The following is a 16,714-nucleotide window of genomic DNA, read 5'->3' as shown; positions in this document are numbered from 1 at the left end:
GGCACCGTGGGGGAATTTGCCTGCGCCGCCGCGAATTGCTCCTGGTACTTACGGATCGTCTTCCGGTCAACGCCCGTAATCCGGGCGATCTCCCGCTGACGTTTGCCCGCTGCGACGAGCGTGGCGATGGTTGTTTGCAGATGCGGCTTCAAGACATTCACTCCAACAACCCCTCTTCTTCATTCGAGGGGTGCAAGGTAACGTCCTGCCAGACCGCGCCAGCATCATGCTCCGCGTGTCTCTAGGTGGGGGATTTTGAGGTGCCCACAGGTGGGGGAATTTGCCCGCCCATCGGGGGTTGCGAAAATTTGAGATTACTGATCGCAACGAAGCGATGGCGGAGCGTACCGCAAAACCTACACCTCACCTACACGAGTGCCAGATAGCAAAAAGCCCGGTCACAAAACCGGGCTAAGTACTTGATTCTATTGGCGCGACAGGAGGGGCTCGAACCCCCGACCCTCGGCTTAGAAGGCCGAGCAATTTCACTTTTCCAGAGATTGACGCAGATTCCAGAATACCCCTGTAAATCCCACTGGATAAGGATTTTACCCGCCACCAACCAATCTGCCACATTGATACAAATTGACCTATTGTCGTAGAATTTACTTACACGGGCACTTACACGACTGACGGGCTGCCCGATGTAAGCGCGACGAGGACAAGTATGGCAAGGGTGAAATTCACAGCCGCGCGGGTGCGCGATTACGTATGCGAGCCGGGTAGGCAGCAATCTTTCCTTTGGGACAGCGAGGCGGTGGGGCTGGCGCTGCGCGCCACTGCGAAGGGCACACGGTCCTACGTGTTCCAGGCATGCCTGAGCGATGGTCGCGAATTCCGCATGACCATTGGCAAACCGCGAGATTGGGACATCGCCCATGCCCGCGAGGAAGCTCGACGGTTGCAACGCCTAATTGATGCAGGCCGTGACCCGCGCGAGGAAAAGAAGGCCACAGCGGAAGCAGACCGCGCCACCGCAGAGGTGCGCCGCTCGACCGAAAAGCGTAAGAGCGCATCAGTGGCTGAGGTATGGCGCTCGTACCTCGACGCTCACAAAGCGAAGTGGAGCGAACGCCACCACCGGGACCATCTGAATCTCGCGCAGGCAGGCGGTGAGCCGAAAAAGCGCGGGCAAGGCTTGACCGTTGCCGGACCTCTCGCCCCGCTCATGACGCTCACGCTATCCGACCTTTCCCCTGAGCGAATCGCAACCTGGCTCCACAGCGAGGCGCAGGACCGACCAACAAACGCCGAGCAGTGCTATCGCAAGCTGCGCGCATTTGTTCGCTGGTGCAATGAGCACGCCGAGTATTCCGGGATTGTGCCCGTAAACGCGTATAGCGCCCGCACTGTTCGCGATGCGGTGCCACGCCCGAAGGCAAAAGACGATTGCTTGCAGCGCGAGCAGCTACAACTGTGGTTCGAAGGCGTACGACGTATCGCGAACCCCGTCATTTCTGCCTACCTGCAAGCCCTGTTGCTGACAGGCGCGCGCCGCGAGGAAATGGCCGCGCTGCGCTGGGACGATGTGGATTTTCAATGGCGCAGCCTGCACCTTGCGGACAAGGTGGAAACGGAAACAGGCCGCGTTATCCCGCTGACACCCTACCTTGCGTCCTTGCTGCTCGAATTGAAGCGGCTGAACGAAACGCCTCCGAACGTTCGCCAGTTGCGCAGGCTTACTGCCGAGGGCAAAACTTGGGCGCCTTCGCCGTGGGTTTTTGCGAGTAAGACAGCGGCAGATGGCAAGCTGGCCGAGCCCCGAATTGCGCACCACAAAGCACTTGCGGCGGCTGCCCTGCCCCGTTTGAGTCTGCACGGCCTGCGCCGTTCGTTCGGCACATTGGCAGAATGGGTGGAATGCCCGGTAGGCGTCGTGGCGCAGATTCAGGGGCACAAGCCGAGCGCACTGGCTGAAAAGCACTACCGCCGCCGCCCGCTTGACCTGCTTAGGCTCTGGCACAAACGAATTGAGGCATGGATTCTGGCTGAGGCCAAAATCGCCTTCAGGCCCGAGGATGCAAAACAGGGCATGCATGCCGTGAAGTGAAATATTGGGCAGCGACGCGCCTAGTTCGCGCTGGGCGCGCCGCCTGACCAAACACCCTGTCTGTCGCGAGGCACGGCAATGGCTAACTGCATTCTACCGTCGACCGAATCGGGCGTTTCGGACCCTGTTGCACCCGCCGGGCGAACGCAGGCATTCGGCCTGGGTGAACCGGGCGCCCGCACGCTCTACCTGCCAGCCAGGAGTACGGCTGTGGAGCTCTTCGCGGCCCCGGAGCTTCTGGCACGCGCCGCCAATGACGATGAGCCGCCAGCGATGCGCGACGATACTGCATTGTTGACCGAGACGTTCGAACGCCGTCTGCGCGATGCACTGCGCGATGGGCGCGTTGTGGCACACGACCACGCATCGCGCATAGACGCCATGCCGAGCGGAACCGCATGGGCGGTGCTGACAAAGTCGGCAGTTCTCAAACGCGCACAGTTCGAACAGTTTGCCGCGATGTGCGACGTTTCGGTATCTGATATGCCGACCGACGACACGCAAACCGATGAGTCGCAAACGGCGCCGAAACCGGCAAGCGAGGCGGTAGCCAGTGAAAGCGCCGCAGCGGCTGACACGGCACAACAAGCGGCAGCGAGTGGCGCGGCACCTGAATCGGCGGGTGCCGATGAGCGGCCTACGGCGCCCGAGCCTGCGAGCGACGTGGCTCCGGCGCCGTCGCTCGCACCCGCAGCGAGCATGGTGGTAACGAACCACCAGAAGAGAATTCATCCGCCGCGCGTTGAAATTGAGGAAGCTCAACGGCGTGCGGCTGACTCAGACGACCCTAGCAGCGTGTACGGTGAACTCCAGAAGCTGGCCGAACAGCAATTTGGTGTGCTGATTGGTTACTCATCGGATGGCGTGCAGTATCGTGGCGCAGAACACCAGAAAACCGGCGTGCCGGACGTGCTCACGAAAAAGAATCTGGCCGACCGGATGCGGCGCGCGAAGGCGCGATAACGCGCGCCAAGGTGCGATAGTGCGCGCATCTATCGGAGAATCGTGCAGCCTGCCATAGCTTAACCATCGTCTCAATCAATTCCCGTCCGATTCGGGAAAGGTTACGGCGATGGAAAACATTCAAACCCCGCATGATGCGCGCGCCGCAATTGCTGTTGGCCTGACGGCGCGCGGTATCGAACCCGCGCTCACCACGGACGAAGCCGCCGTGGCGCTGGGACTCAAGCCGCAAACCCTGCACAAGTGGGCCTGCCTCGAAAACGGCCCGATTCGCCCCGTGCGTGTTGGTCGCCGTCTCGCGTGGAGCGCAGCAGACGTGCGCGCCCTGCTGGCTGGGGGCACGAAGTGAAAAAAAAGCCCAACTCCCAAAACGGCGAGCCGGGCGCATCGCATCTGCCTGGCGATTCTAACGATTTCGCCGGAACTGGTAACGTTCGCCATCTGCGCGTAATTGCCGCGCTGCGTGTGCGTGCCCGCACGCGCAAATCTATCGACGGCATTGCGGGTGCGAGCAACGGCCCCGCGTTGATTGCCGACCTGCGCGCGCTGGCACTCGACATTCCCTGTACGCGTATCCCCACATTCGACCGCGACGGACGCGAAGTGCTGCGCGGCGTGTATCACCTGTCCGCCAGCGACCGCCACAAGCTGACGCGCTGGGCCACGCGCACCGCCAGGCGGGGTGCAGCATGAATGCCCCTGCTGATGACGCACTGACACCCGAGCAGGTGGCGAAATACCGCGCCGAACTCGCAGCGATGGGCTGGCCGCCGGAAGTGCCGGGCGCCCCAGAGCAGATGCATCACGCCATGCACTTCGTGTTGCAGGAGGGCGTGCGGCTTCTGGCGGAGCGCGACGCGCAGGAGGCCGGAAAATGAACGGCGCCGACGATTACGACCGCACGCGCGGCGCGCTTTGGACGCTCGATGCAGGATGCGACCGCGATACCTGGGTGCGTATTGGCATGGCCGCGAAGGCGGCGGGCCTGAGCGAGGATGACTTCGTGGAATGGTCCCGGCAGGGCGCGAACTACGGCGGCGAGCCGTCCACGCGCGGCGTGTGGCGTTCCATCAAGCCCAGCGGCGGCGTTGGCGCAGGAACGCTCTTTGATGCCGCGAGCCGCGCAGGCTGGCGCGACCCGCGCAAGGCGAACGGCCACGTGCCGCCGCGCCCGCCAGTCACGAACGGCGCCGCACGACCCGCCAGCCAGGCGCCCACGGCGAGCGAGAAAATGCCGGGTGTGGACGTTCAGGCGTTGTGGGACAGCTACGCGAGCGCGCCCGAATCGCACGGTTATATCCGCGCCAAGGGCGGCGTGGCCGAGGGCCTGCGCGTGGTGCCCGACGACGCCCGGTTGACCATAAGCGGCCACAGCATGGCGGCCTGGCTGGCGGTGCCGTACCGGAGCATCGCAGATGGCACGTTGCGCACGGTGCAATTCGTGCCGCCGTCCGAGGCGGAGGGGCGCAAGCTGAATTTGTCCGGTGCGCCGTTTGCCGACAGCGCATTTATCACTGGCAGCGTCGCACCCGATGGCCGCCTGTACGTCTGCGAAGGCATCGCCACCGCATGGGCGTGTGTGCGTGCCGACTACCATGCAGCGGCGGTGGTAACGGCGGGCGTGGGCCGCTTTTTGACCGTCGCCAAGGCACTGCACGCCCGCTGGCCAGATGCGCAAATCGTCCTGATGCCCGACCGTGGGCAGGAGGCGACCGCCGAGAAAGTGGCGCACGAGGTGCGCGGCGCCTGGGTGCCAATGCCCGACGATGCGCTGCCGAACTACGACGCTGGCGACTACGCCGCTGCGCATGGCGATGAGGCGCTGGCGGACCTGCTGGCAAAGCCTCGCCAGCCAGAAACGGAACCGCCTTGCGATGCAGACGCGAGCGGCGACGGCGAGCCGGGTGGCGTTTTACTTACGCGCGCCGCCGACGTGACACCTGAGCGCGTGGAGTGGCTTTGGCCGGGATTCCTGCCTCTGGGAAAACTGTCAGTACTCGCGGGGTGCGCCGGGGTCGGGAAAACGACCATCGCGATGCATTTCGCGGCAGTCGTTTCATGCGCTGGCTCATGGCCGGATGGCTGCGCATGCAGGGAACCCGGCAACGTTCTCATCTGGAGCGGTGAGGATGATGCCGCCGACACGCTGGTGCCGCGTTTGCTGGCGGCGGGTGCTGACCTAGCTAGCGTGCGTTTTATTGATGGAACTGTGGACGCGGACGGCAGGTTGCAACCCTTCGACCCCGCATCTGACATCCCACGACTAGCGCAGCGTATTGCCGCGCTCGGCGGCGCGCATCTGCTGATTATCGACCCCATCGTTTCCGCCGTTAGCGGCGATGCCCATAAGGCCAACGATGTGCGTCGCAACCTGCAACCACTGGTTGATCTCGCCGCCTCATATCACTGCGCCGTGCTGGGAATTTCGCATTTTTCGAAAGGGTCACGCGGCAATGCGCCCGTCGAACGCGTCATTGGCTCGCAGGCGTTTGGTGCGCTTGCCCGCATGGTGCTGGTCGCCGCGCATGACGACGCGTCGGAGCGCCATGTGTTCGCCCGCGCGAAAAGCAACATCGCGCCTGATACAGGCGGATTCAGCTATGCGCTTGAGCAAGTCGATTGCGTTGCCTACGAAGCCAGCCGCATTGCGTGGGGTGAATGGCTCGACGGGAACGCCCGCGACCTGCTGGGCGATGTTGAGCAGGACGGCGACGACAAGACGGAATTTGATGAGGCGACCGTGATGCTCGCAGACCTGCTCGCGGACGGTCCCGTAATGGCAAGCCGTCTCGCTTGGGATGCGCAGGGTGCGGGGTACTCCTGGAAAACGATGCAGCGTGCGGCGCGAAAGTTGGGCGTCGAAAAGCGCAAGGTGAGCATGAGCGGTGGCTGGCAATGGGCGCTTGCAAAGGGGACATGCGCCGAAGGGGACACGAAGAATCCCGGACTCTCTATCGTGTCCCCTTCGGGGGACCGTGTCCCCTTCGGCTCTGGCAGGAGTTTGCGGTCTGCCCCTTTGGACGGTTCGCCCGAAGGGGACATTGCCGGGAGTGTGGATTCTTCGGAGCCTGGAGTGTGAGTTATGGGAGCAATGCAGCGGCGAAAAGGCAGTAGCGGCGAACGCGAGATTGCCGCGCTGGTGCGCGACCTGACCGGCTGGGACGTGCGGCGCCGGGTCCGCCAGCACGAAGGCGACAGCGATATTGAGGGCGTGCCCGGCTGGTGCGGGGAAGTGAAACGCCACGCGCGGGCCACGCGTTCGGACGTGCGCGACTGGTGGGAGCAAGCAGCGCATCAAGCGGCGGCAGCCGGGTTGCTGCCCGTCCTGTTCTATCGGCTCGACCGCGACGAATGGCGCGCAGTCTGGCCCGTGTCGGCGTTGCTGCCGGTGCCGGACGCGCAGACGTGGCGCGGATACGGGCTGACCGTTGAGGGTTCGATTCACGCATGGGCAGCGGTGGCGCGCGAGTGCGCCCCGGTGCTGGAGGTGGCGCAATGATTGACGGACTGGTGAGTGGCGAGTTGCACGGCGCGCCGACCGAGCGAACAAGCCGCGACCGCAAACACCGATTCGTGACAGCGAAAGTGCGCTGCGCGACCGGCGATGGCGAATCGCTATTCGTGGACGTTGCGGCGTTTGGCGATACCGCAAAGGGCGCGTTGCTGGCGCTGGGTGACGGCGACAGCGTGGCGCTGGCCGGTGCGCTTACCGTTGGCGTGGCAGCCCGAGCCGGGCGAACCGAGGCCGCAGGTGCGTCTGACCGCGAGCGCGGTATCGAGCGCCTACCACGTCACGAAGCGCCGCGCCGCCGTACAGCACGCCCGCCAGTCGCAGCCTGGATACAGGGCGCCGCAGGCCAAGCGGCAGGCTGCGCCCGTAGGCGGAGGGCTGGCCGATGACGAACTGGATTTATGAGTGCCACACTGTAAGTCTTATGGCCGGAACGCCCCGAGCAGAAGAAGCTGCAAGGCGGTAGGCGGCCAGAGGCGGTACGGGCGCCGACATTTCGTATTGTGGTGCGCACACGGTTCCCAGTGCGCGGCTGCGTGCCCGGCAGTGCGGCGCTGCATGCCGATGGCAGGCGAACCGCTATTTCTGGCGTCTGGATTCGGAATGCGAGCCGTTGCAACGAATAGGACAAACCTATCGCAAGGGGGCGCGAATGAGACGCGAACCGAAGGGCTTTTACCGCAGGGTGCCGGAACTGAACGCTGTCTGGTTTGACAGTGTGATAACGGGCAAACGCCACAATCTTTCGCGGCCCCTTGCTACGGCACTCGAAACGGCGTGGCTGGCGGGTGCAATGGAAGTGCTGGGATGCGCGTTGGGATGGCCTGGAGACGATGTACGCGCCCGCGCGCTCGCACTTCAGCGGCAGGCTGCCGACAGGTTGGCTGAGATTCGCGACCGCGACCGCGAAGCAAACCTGCAAGATTCCGCGCTTACTCGTGCGAACGGCGAAGTCAAACGTCGAGTTCGCAATCGTCGCTTCGACTAGCGGAAGCCTGCGTGTTTCTAGTGGCGCGCGAGATGCATGACTTATCAAAACCTAGCAGGACAACACCCCACGCGACACGACGTATTCCGAAACTAAATTGAATGCACCCTGTTTCGGTAGACGTTTCTGCTATTCAACGGGTGCCGCAGCGCTCGCGCCCGGCGCCGCCTGGACTTCAGCCGATGCAATCGGAGTCAGAAATTTATCGACGATACGCACAAGCTTTTTCAGTTCGGACATTTTGTCGGCGACAGTGGTTCGAACCAGCTGCATGTCCAATGCATTCACCGTTCGTTTAGTCTTTCGCTTGGTATAACTGCGCCCCCCCAAACGGTAGCACGCAGCCAGGTCGTCAGCCGGAGTCGGCCGTTGCGTCATATCGTCATTTGCCGGATCGAAACCGAGGTTTGCGACAATCGCTGGCACAGTGATCTGCGGGGCAATGCGCTCGAAGTGCGTATGCTCGGCTAAGAACCAGGCTTCAACCTCTTCCAACGGAAGGATGAAAACGACTGGCGCGAGGTTTTTATCGATCGCAGATTTCATGCTCTTCCTCAGCGTCGAAAGTGTCGTGGCGCTGTACTGCGGTCGCACGTCACGAATTCCAACGATGACCTCATACCCAGCGGCAGTGAGCGCTTGATGCTGTTCCGCGAGCCTAGGCTTAACATTATTCTCGCCGACGCAGTCGTGAATTAAAACGTAAAACTTCTCATCACTGGCGCGGTGCGTCGCATCAATAGACGTAATCGTAAGTGCGGCTCCAGATTTGCCACCGCCAAGTATTTCGCGCTTGTCGATAGTGATTTCGTCGCGGTTGGCTAAATCGCGCAAGAAGCGTTCGACAAAATGAACTTCTGTTCGCCCCTCGACGAAAAACGCGATCCTACGCATGGTACGGGTCCCCGGATTCGTCCTGCTCGTCATCTTCGTCATCTTCGTCCATATCAATGGACACCGACTCCGTAGCATTCATTTCAAAGAAAGAAAAGTTCTTGAGCCCGGTGAATGCAAACCGATCAAATAAATCCTTCGAGTTGGTATAATTTTGAACGGTCACGCGATGTTGAACACGCCTTAACACAGTCCACTCGTCAAGCGGAATGCTGTCCATAACGAACTTATCGTTGGTCGAGATAACTAGCTGAAGGTTGGACTTCGCCGCCTTTTCTCGGACTCGCTGTATTAGTGCGAGAGAGCGTTCAAAATCCAAGCCCTCCCCAATGTCATCGATGAGCAGCGTAGTTGCTGACCGATTTAAGAGCGCCGCGTTTACGTGAATAAGCAGGGCTAAGACTCGAAACAGCCCGCTTGACATGCTGAACTGATCGATGACTGCACGCACTCCCGATTCCCTTATCAGCAAGCAGTTAAGGGCTGGGGTCCCGGCGGGGCCTTGGACCTCAAAAATCACCGAATTCGGCGGCCCGACGAACACGTCATCTATTTCGTAGCCCACGAACTTGAGATCTTTCTTAAGTTCCTCCAGGAAGACGTCAGGGAAGCGTTTTTTCGTCGCATAGAATCTGCCCACAACTTGCCGCTCGTCTCGATCATTCGCTTCCGGACCACCGTCAAGGAACTGAGCAAGGTTGCCTTTGGTACCTTCGCCTGCGAAACGGTAAATGCGCACCTCATTCGCCCATTGAAAGAGCGGCTCAAGGAAACTGTGTTGAATCGCGTCTCGTCGAACGAATACGGCTACTATGTGGGGCGGGGCTTGAAACGGGATTCTCTGCGTCGGGTTCGAGGAATTAACCTTCTCCGCAACGATTTCACCGATCCCATTTTCGCCTCGATCGAGGTAAACAACGCCGTCAATAATCAAACGCTCGTGAGTGACTTGTCTATTCTTATAATCGAGTTCGTATATGTATTGCTTTTCGTTATGCTCAAACGTCGCACGAAATTCGTCACATAGAGTCGGGATGCCAGCACCGACGAAATGAGCAGAAAGCCCATATATGACATTTAGCGTACGGGTTTTGCCTGACGCGTTCTTCCCTACCACAAGGTTTCGAGAGCCGAGCAGTAACTCATCCAAAATCCATTCTTGCTCATGACCGGCCCACTCTTTATAGCTAAATGTTCTCAGTTGCATTTCGGCTGCCGTCAAATAAGTAGAGACGCTCGTAATATGTCCACCAATTGCCCCGCAGGTGAGACTCCCGTCAGCCCGCATTATACGTAGTACGGACCTGTGCGAAGTGAAGATTGGGCCTGTATTCTGCACCTTGAACAGGGTGGCAAGTCGCACGATGCGAAACGCATTGGCCCAGCGAGATTGCGATTGGGGGCGGTTGCAGACTGCCGAGCCCCCTACAACGATCTAACGACCTACACGAACGACCGCTTCTGGGCCGATAGCATTGCACGGATCTTCGCGCAGGCGGCAGCTGGGCTTCCAGCGGCGTCTCATTTATGCAAGCGACTTCTCGAATGCACACTGCGAGAACGGGCCCGGCTCCAACGCGTCAGCATGCCAGTGACCGGCCCGCAGTAACCGGAATGGCCGACCATAGTACGAGCATATTTGTCTTGTCGCGTCGCGAAAATTTCCTTACACCTGCACTTACACAGGTCCAGAAAGCAAAAAGCCCGGTCACAAAAACCGGGCTAAGTGCCTGAAAACATTGGCGCGACAGGAGGGGCTCGAACCCCCGACCCTCGGCTTAGAAGGCCGATGCTCTATCCAGCTGAGCTACTGTCGCGTGACCGTGGGCAAGGCCGCAGGTGGGCCTCGCCAAGACGGGGCTGGATTATACCGCGATCGTCTCACGCGGTCGCGCCTCGCTCGTGACACCTGCCAGGGGCCTTCGCGCCAGAATTAAACCGGCTGCTGATGCAGCGCGAACCAGCCAAGGAAAATCGCGCCCGCGATCAGGCAGTACGCACCGAACGAAGCGAGGCGCCCGCGTCCCTCGAAATATTTCATGAGGAACTTCACGCTCAGCCAGGCCGCAATACCCGTGAGCACGCCGCCAACGACCGCCGTCATCAGCTGATCGCGAGCGTGGAAGAGCTTGGGCAGTTCGAGCACACCAGCCGCGAAGATGATCGGCGTGCCGAGCAGGAACGAGAACTCCGCAGCCTTTTCTGCCGTGAGGCCTGCCGCATTGCCGGCGATCATCGTGAGGCCGCTGCGCGAAAAGCCGGGAATGAGCGCGCCGATCTGCGCGAGTCCGACGAGGAATGCCTGGCGGAACGTGAGTTTCTCGGGCGGACGATGCGCACGCGCGCGCTGGAGGCGATCGCCGAACCACAGCAGTACGCCATTGACCATCAACGCAGCCGCGACGATACGCAGATCGTGGAAGATGGCTTCGATGCGCTTTTCGAGCACGAGGCCAACGATACCCGTCGGAATCGTACCGATGATGAGCGCCCACATCATGTGCCCGTCGTCGTTCTTGCGGCCGCCCAGCGAGGCAAAGAAGCCGCTGATCAATGCGACCCAGCGCTCACGGAAATACCAGAGCAGCGCGACGGCGGTTCCCAGGTGCAATGCGACGAGGAACGGCAGCAATTGCGGCGCGTGCTTGTCGATGTGCATGCCGAACAGCGCCGGCACGAGCAGGGTATGGCCAAGACTGCTCACGGGAAACAGTTCGGTTACGCCTTGCAACACGCTCAGGAAGAATAGAAACCAGAGACTCACGCGCGGATCCTCGTAATGGTGGTGTAAGGGGCCGGACCGTTGCGGAGCCGGTGCGGCAAAGCGCACCGATTATGCCTGGGCCGCATTGCAGCGCCAAGCTTCGAGATGGATTTGTCAGAAAAGTTACCGCGTCGCAACAAAATTGGCTGCGAATGCACGGATCCTGGCGCGAATGCGCGTGTCGCGCTCGCGGGAGCCAAACGATGGTGACGGAATACGGCGCGGTCAGCGCGCCATCTTGTAGAAGAAATACGCGCTGCTACCGACAAAGAGGCTGAACAGAGCCATGCTCATTGCCATTGCGAGGTCCATGGGAGGTCTCCTGCGAAAATGCTCTGTGCGCCACCGCACGGTCATGCGGATTATCCTGACTCTCATCCGTCAACGACACCCACGCTTTCCCGACGAGGGTTTTCACGCATGAGAAAGCGGCGCAAAATCCGCCTCTGCCCGGTGCATCCGCGCCGCCCTCCTTCGACCCACTCCAGGCCCGCCCATGAACGCACATCCAGAACAGGACATCCTCACCCTCACCCGCGGTGCCTCGACGCTGCGCTTCGCGCCGTGGGCCGGCGGCCGTTTGCTCTCGTGGCACATCGGCGGCCAGCCGGTCATTGTGTGGCCGGAAAACGCGAACTGGGCTGAGCCGGCACGCGTGCGCGGCGGCAATCCGCTGCTCTTCCCCTTCCTTGGCCGCCATCGCGTAGACGGCCAGATCGGGCGCTGGCGCGACGCCCAGGGCGTGGTTCGCGATCTGCCGATGCACGGCTTTGCGCGCGACCTGCCGTTCGCGGCGCAAGTCGATGACGATGGGCAAGGCCTGACGATGACGCTCGTCGACTCCGACGCCACACGGACTGGCTACCCGTTCTCCTTTCGCTTCGAAGCGGTCTACCGGCTTGCCGACGCGCATACGCTCGACGTGACGCTCGCCGCGACCAATACCGGCACGGATCCGCTTCCCTGGTACGCGGGCCATCACTTTTATTTCGCCTTGCCCCATAGCCAGCGCGCGCAGACGACACTCGACCTGCCGCCTGCCCAACTCCGCTATCAACTCGCAGACGGTTCGATCAGTGCGCCCGAGGCCGGCAAAGCGCAATACAGGCTCGACGACGCAAGCATCATCGACCGCTTCCATGTACTCGAGCCAACACCGCCCGCCGCGCCTGTGCGTCTCGTAGCACCGGGACTCGGCCGCGCGGTGACGATCGACCTGAGCCGGCCCGACTCGCTTCCCTGGTACGCCGTCACGACGTGGACGGAAGCCGCGGACTCCGACTTCTACTGCGTCGAACCCTGGCTTGGTCTGCCCGACGCGATCCACAACGGCCTCGGCCTGCGCTGGCTCGCACCGGGTCAAACGGAGACGGCGACGCTGCGCCTCGGCGTCGAGACGCTCGGCGGCTAGTCGCTCACGCCGGCGCTGTGCTGGAGCGGCGCCGGTACGAGTGCCACTGCTTCGTCAGTCATTCGTCAGGCAAAACCCCAGTTGCGCTGGCAAACCCGCTAAAATCAGGCGTTTTGCCAGCGCGGCGGACCGTGGTCCGTCGAGGCAAGGTCATGCGAGGTTCAATGTTGGCACCAGGAATCAGACGGATTGCATGTGCGGCGCTCGTTGCGCTGCTCGCGGCGTGCGGATCGGCTCCGGTCGGCCCCGGCTTTTATCGCGTGGAGCGCGGCGACACCGTGTACAAGATCGCGCGCAGCAATCGCCAGTCCGTGCAAAACATCGTGCGCTGGAACAATCTGTCGAACCCCGACGCCATCGAAGTCGGCCAGGTCCTGCGCGTAGAGCCGCCCGCCGGCACAGCGAGCGCCCGCACCGGTGGCGCGCCGCCGCGTAGCGCAGCGACTGCCCCGCGGGAGAGCGCCGAAACAACCGATACGGCATCCGCGCCTTCATCCGCACCGGCGGCGGCCGCGCCGTCGATTTCGCTCGTCTGGCCGACCAGTGGCCAGGTCATCCGCAACTTTGACGGCCGCAACTCGAAGGGCATCGACATCGCCAATGCGGCCGGCACGCCCATCGTCGCCGCGGCGCCCGGTACCGTGGTCTATGCCGGTAATGGCCTGCGTGGCTACGGCAACTTGCTGATCATCAAGCACAACGGCGATTACCTGACCGCCTATGCGCACAATCAGGCGTTGTTCGTGAAGGAAGGTCAGAGCGTCGCGCAAGGGCAGAAGATCGCGGAAATGGGCAGCAGCGACAACGATCGCGTGATGCTGCATTTCGAGCTGCGATACCAGGGGCGCTCGATCGATCCGACTCGAGAACTTCCCGCGCGTTGATTCAGGCCGCTACGGCCATCCAAATCATTGGACGAAAAAAAAGCCCGGCATGGCGCCGGGCTAACGGGGGTTTGGCGCATATCGGCAAAGGACCGGTTTACCATGCGCCGAATCGCAATCTATCAACGGGCTTCCTGCGGCGCAATCACTTAATTAGCGCGAAAATGTGCTACGGCGCACGGATTATGTGTCGCATCACTTTTCAGCAACGAATGAGGATGCCGAATCAACCGCCGACGCGCATAAGATCACACGCTTGAATGACACACAGCGACAAGTCGAAGATCGGCGCAAAGGCATGCTGGATGGGCGATTCAGGCTGAAGAAGAGTGCTTTATCGAGGGGTTTTGCGAGCCTGGATCGTCGGTTTAAAGCACAGCGCTTTTCGCATTTTCGAAGCAGCTGGCTTTAGTGTGCAAGCGCACGCAACAATGCATTTATTCGGCGTGGTGTACAGATTTGAAACACCAATTCGTAGCACGCTTAGATCAGATGTTTGTCTGATTTAATGTTGCTTATTGTCTGTATTTTGGCGCCACAAGCCTGGATATCGACTATTAATGTGATTATTTCTGCGGGTCCGGCGTACGACATCCAGCCACCGATCGACAGGCAGACTATCGTTTATAGTATCGGCCGCAACGAATTCCCAATCATCATGACTATCGAAGACGCCAACCCCAGTCCGACGTATGCCAAGCTGCTCGGCGAAACCGCCAAGATCGACTGGCAGGATCTCGAACGTTTCTTTGCGCAAGGCAAGCTGCTGAGCGTGGCGCGCGACCTCGACCTCGTCAGCGTGGCGGAGGCCATTGCCGACGACCACAGTGCGGTCGTCATGCAATGGCTGTCGTCGGGCCTCGTCTCGCGCATGCCGGCAGAAACCGCAGCCGATTACTCGGCGCGCAAGCCGGAGTTGTGGGCGGTCGTCGTCTCGCCGTGGGTGTGCGTGCAGGAACGCGCTTGAGCGGCGCCGAGGCCCTGCCCGACCAGCGAGGCTGGCATCGACGCGTGCTGACGCTCGCGTTTCCCATCGTCCTCGCCAATCTCACGCAGCCCATCCTTGGCGCCGTCGACACGGCTGTGGCAGGCCATCTCGGCAGCGCGGCCGATCTTGGCGGCGTCGCACTAGGCGGCCTGTTCTTCAACTTCGTGTTTTGGGGTTTCGGCTTCCTGCGCATGGGGACGACGGGTCTCGTCGCACAGGCCTACGGCGCCCGCAACCTCCCTGCATTGCGCGCGAATGTCGTGCGCGCCCTGCTGCTGGCATTCGCGATTGGCGCGGCGATCCTGCTGATTCAGTCGCCCTTGATCCACTACACGCTCGCGGCCATCGGCGGCAGTGAAGACGTGCAGCGCAACGCCGGGGTCTACTGCCTTGCTCGCATCGGCTCGGCGCCTTTCGCTTTGGCGAACTACGTCGTGCTCGGATATCTGCTCGGCACGCAGCGCGTGCGCATTGCGCTGCTTTCGCAGATCTTTATCAATCTGACGAACGTCGTTGCGGTGCTCGCCTATGTGTATGGGCTGCGGTGGGGTATCGCCGGAATCGGCGCGGCGACGGCTACGGCCGATACGCTCGGTTTTGTCTTCGGTGCCTGCGTATTGTGGAGGCTTCGTACTCGCGGGCTCGCGCCGCTCGCGTTGCAAACTGTGCTCGAGCCGGCAGCGCTCAAACGCCTCGTCGCGATCAATCGCGATATCTTTTTGCGTACGCTTTGCCTGCTGGGCTCGTTTGGGTGGTTCGCGCATTTGGGCGCGAAGCAAGGCGACGCGATCCTCGCAGCGAACGCCCTACTCCTCAACTTCCAGACCTTCATGGCCTATGGTCTCGACGGGTTCGCCCATGCAGCCGAGGCGCTGGTAGGCGCTGCGATCGGCGCGGGCAATCGCCATGCGTTCCGCCAGGCCGTGAAGACCAACCTGTTCTGGGCAGCGCTGGGTGCCTTCGGTTTTTCGTTGGTTTATTGGGCCTGCGGCCCATGGATCATCGAGAAGCTAACGGACCAGCCGACAGTGCGTGCCGCCGCCCAGGCATTCCTCCCATGGGCCGCGCTTTCGCCGCTCATTTCCGTTTGGGGCTTTTTGCTGGACGGTGTCTTCATCGGCGCGACGCGCACACGCGAACTCATGCAGGCCATGGCGGTGTCGCTGGCTGTGTTTCTTTGCGCGTCATGGGCGCTGGTCGGGCCGCTCGGCAATCATGGGCTGTGGATCGCCCTGCTCGTCTTCATGGCCGCGCGCGGCCTGACGCTCTCGCCTCTGCTGCCGCGCATCAGCGGCGCGATCGCACCTGTCTCTGTGCAGTTGCGCTGACGGCAACCGCGCCAAGCAGCCGTTGGCGCTTACTGAGCAGGCGGCGGGTTGTCGATCATCATCGGCGGCCGGTCGTCTGTCGGCACACCGTGGTAGTCGGGCGGATCCTGCGGCGGGGTGCCGTGGCGGTGGGTCGTTGCGTTGTCGGCGCATGCCGAAAGCAAAGCGGCCATTGCAAGGGCCAGATAAACACGGGACATCGCCTCAAATCCTTTCTGAATGGTGATTCGAGCGGCGCTCCGGATAAGTAGCGAAGCGGCTAAACATCGCTATTTTTTCCGTTACGACACTGTTCTAAGATACGGACATGGCTGCAATCGACAGGAGGCTGCCATGGATGCCGAAACTATTGCGGGTCTGATCGGTCTTGCTGTGGGTCTGCTGGTTCTGCTTGGGCTATCGATTTTCGAATCGCGCGCCTACCGGAAAGAGCACGACGGCGAAGGCATGATGCATCACTGGCTGGCCGAGCATCACGTGCTCGACCGGGTTCGCCGCAGGCACTGAACCCAGCGCCGGCACCGCGTCGGCGCGCACCTTGCCTGAATCTCGCCGCGGCCAGTCGAGCTGGCCGTGAGTGGTTTTGCTGCGTCGTTCGGTTAGCGACCAGCTGGCCTTTTATTTTCCATGCGCCCAAACGCCAGAACCCCGGTGCTCTTTCGGAGACACCGGGGTTCTGGACGTACTGCATAAGGAGCCTGACGATTACCTACTTTCACACGGGCAATCCGCACTATCATCGGCGTGGAGCTGTTTCACGGTCCTGTTCGGGATGGGAAGGGGTGGGACCAGCTCGCTATGGTCATCAGGCATGACGGGTTGCTGCGTCGCATCGGGTCTTTTGGACCTGGCGCCACAGCCAATCGGGAAGAAGCGTAAAGAGGTGTTGCTGAATTGGGGTTGTGTTGTTTCAGGCACAACACGCGATCTCTC

General features: G+C 61.5%; 18 protein-coding genes, 1 tRNA gene and 1 rRNA gene. 13 read left to right on the top strand and 7 right to left on the bottom strand.

Annotation, left to right across the window (positions count from 1 at the left end; all coding sequences use genetic code 11):
- A partial coding sequence (locus tag E1N52_RS41660; protein ID WP_246089378.1) for a helix-turn-helix domain-containing protein occupies nt 1-161 on the bottom strand: 161 nt, incomplete at its 3' end.
- A 506-nt stretch (nt 162-667) separates the two neighbouring features.
- On the opposite strand from E1N52_RS41660, the gene E1N52_RS41645 reads away from it, so the two are divergent.
- From E1N52_RS41645 to E1N52_RS41605, 8 genes are all read left to right on the top strand, one after another.
- Complete coding sequence (locus E1N52_RS41645) at nt 668-2,050, top strand: integrase family protein (protein WP_133190773.1); 1,383 nt, start codon at nt 668-670, stop codon at nt 2,048-2,050.
- 210 nt (nt 2,051-2,260) lie between these two features.
- Nucleotides 2,261-3,013, top strand: a complete 753-nt coding sequence (locus E1N52_RS41640) for a hypothetical protein (RefSeq protein WP_133190771.1) — start codon at nt 2,261-2,263, stop codon at nt 3,011-3,013.
- Between the two features lie 109 nt (nt 3,014-3,122).
- Complete coding sequence (locus E1N52_RS41635) at nt 3,123-3,362, top strand: helix-turn-helix domain-containing protein (protein ID WP_133190769.1); 240 nt, start codon at nt 3,123-3,125, stop codon at nt 3,360-3,362.
- Nucleotides 3,359-3,706, top strand: a complete 348-nt coding sequence (locus E1N52_RS41630; protein WP_246089450.1) for a hypothetical protein — start codon at nt 3,359-3,361, stop codon at nt 3,704-3,706. The genes E1N52_RS41635 and E1N52_RS41630 overlap by 4 nt, the downstream gene beginning before the upstream one ends.
- Nucleotides 3,703-3,891: a hypothetical protein gene (locus tag E1N52_RS41625; protein ID WP_133190767.1), complete on the top strand. Its 189-nt coding sequence runs from the start codon at nt 3,703-3,705 to the stop codon at nt 3,889-3,891. Before E1N52_RS41630 ends, E1N52_RS41625 begins: the two co-directional genes overlap by 4 nt.
- Nucleotides 3,888-6,092 carry an AAA family ATPase gene (locus E1N52_RS41620; protein WP_133190765.1) on the top strand — a complete coding sequence of 735 codons (2,205 nt, stop codon included), beginning with the start codon at nt 3,888-3,890 and terminating at the stop codon, nt 6,090-6,092. The genes E1N52_RS41625 and E1N52_RS41620 overlap by 4 nt, the downstream gene beginning before the upstream one ends.
- Before the next feature lie 3 nt (nt 6,093-6,095).
- Nucleotides 6,096-6,512, top strand: a complete 417-nt coding sequence (locus E1N52_RS41615) for a putative PDDEXK endonuclease (protein WP_133190763.1) — start codon at nt 6,096-6,098, stop codon at nt 6,510-6,512.
- A 664-nt stretch (nt 6,513-7,176) separates the two neighbouring features.
- Nucleotides 7,177-7,512, top strand: a complete 336-nt coding sequence (locus tag E1N52_RS41605) for a hypothetical protein (protein WP_133190761.1) — start codon at nt 7,177-7,179, stop codon at nt 7,510-7,512.
- Between the two features lie 129 nt (nt 7,513-7,641).
- Here E1N52_RS41605 and E1N52_RS41600 read toward each other — a convergent pair whose 3' ends face one another.
- The 4 genes from E1N52_RS41600 to E1N52_RS41585 form a co-directional block, all read right to left on the bottom strand.
- Entirely contained in the window at nt 7,642-8,406 is a 765-nt protein-coding gene (locus E1N52_RS41600; RefSeq protein ID WP_165979575.1) for a DUF4276 family protein, read from the bottom strand.
- A complete protein-coding gene (locus tag E1N52_RS41595; RefSeq protein ID WP_165979574.1) occupies nt 8,399-9,613 on the bottom strand; it encodes an AAA family ATPase in 1,215 nt (404 codons plus the stop codon). The genes E1N52_RS41600 and E1N52_RS41595 overlap by 8 nt, the downstream gene beginning before the upstream one ends.
- A 533-nt stretch (nt 9,614-10,146) precedes the next feature.
- A tRNA-Arg gene (locus tag E1N52_RS41590) sits at nt 10,147-10,223 on the bottom strand.
- A 116-nt stretch (nt 10,224-10,339) separates the two neighbouring features.
- A complete protein-coding gene (locus E1N52_RS41585; protein ID WP_133190755.1) occupies nt 10,340-11,170 on the bottom strand; it encodes an undecaprenyl-diphosphate phosphatase in 831 nt (276 codons plus the stop codon).
- 496 nt (nt 11,171-11,666) lie between these two features.
- Between E1N52_RS41585 and E1N52_RS41580 the strand changes: the two genes are divergently transcribed.
- The 4 genes from E1N52_RS41580 (at nt 11,667) to E1N52_RS41565 (ending at nt 15,781) form a co-directional block, all read left to right on the top strand.
- A complete protein-coding gene (locus E1N52_RS41580) occupies nt 11,667-12,581 on the top strand; it encodes an aldose epimerase family protein (RefSeq protein ID WP_133190753.1) in 915 nt (304 codons plus the stop codon).
- A gap of 164 nt (nt 12,582-12,745) precedes the next feature.
- Nucleotides 12,746-13,465, top strand: a complete 720-nt coding sequence (locus tag E1N52_RS41575) for a peptidoglycan DD-metalloendopeptidase family protein (RefSeq protein ID WP_133190751.1) — start codon at nt 12,746-12,748, stop codon at nt 13,463-13,465.
- A 658-nt stretch (nt 13,466-14,123) separates the two neighbouring features.
- Nucleotides 14,124-14,432 carry a DUF2288 domain-containing protein gene (locus E1N52_RS45155; RefSeq protein WP_246089449.1) on the top strand — a complete coding sequence of 103 codons (309 nt, stop codon included), beginning with the start codon at nt 14,124-14,126 and terminating at the stop codon, nt 14,430-14,432.
- The gene (locus tag E1N52_RS41565; protein ID WP_342777960.1) at nt 14,429-15,781 is read left to right on the top strand and encodes an MATE family efflux transporter; all 1,353 of its coding nucleotides are present in this window, start codon (nt 14,429-14,431) and stop codon (nt 15,779-15,781) included. The genes E1N52_RS45155 and E1N52_RS41565 overlap by 4 nt, the downstream gene beginning before the upstream one ends.
- A 29-nt stretch (nt 15,782-15,810) precedes the next feature.
- On the opposite strand, the gene E1N52_RS44470 is transcribed toward E1N52_RS41565, so the two are convergent.
- Nucleotides 15,811-15,981 (bottom strand): hypothetical protein, encoded by a 171-nt coding sequence (locus E1N52_RS44470; RefSeq protein ID WP_165979573.1) that lies wholly within the window; start codon nt 15,979-15,981, stop codon nt 15,811-15,813.
- Between the two features lie 133 nt (nt 15,982-16,114).
- On the opposite strand from E1N52_RS44470, the gene E1N52_RS44465 reads away from it, so the two are divergent.
- Entirely contained in the window at nt 16,115-16,288 is a 174-nt protein-coding gene (locus E1N52_RS44465) for a hypothetical protein (RefSeq protein WP_165822956.1), read from the top strand.
- 189 nt (nt 16,289-16,477) lie between these two features.
- Here E1N52_RS44465 and rrf read toward each other — a convergent pair.
- Nucleotides 16,478-16,591, bottom strand: a 5S ribosomal RNA gene (rrf, locus tag E1N52_RS41560).
- Between the last annotated feature and the right edge of the window lie 123 nt (nt 16,592-16,714).

Origin of the sequence: Paraburkholderia guartelaensis, from assembly GCF_004353905.1 — a bacterium.
Classification (GTDB): domain Bacteria; phylum Pseudomonadota; class Gammaproteobacteria; order Burkholderiales; family Burkholderiaceae; genus Paraburkholderia; species Paraburkholderia guartelaensis.
Note: the sequence above shows the minus strand (reverse complement) of the source record. Positions and strands in the feature narration are given on the sequence as shown.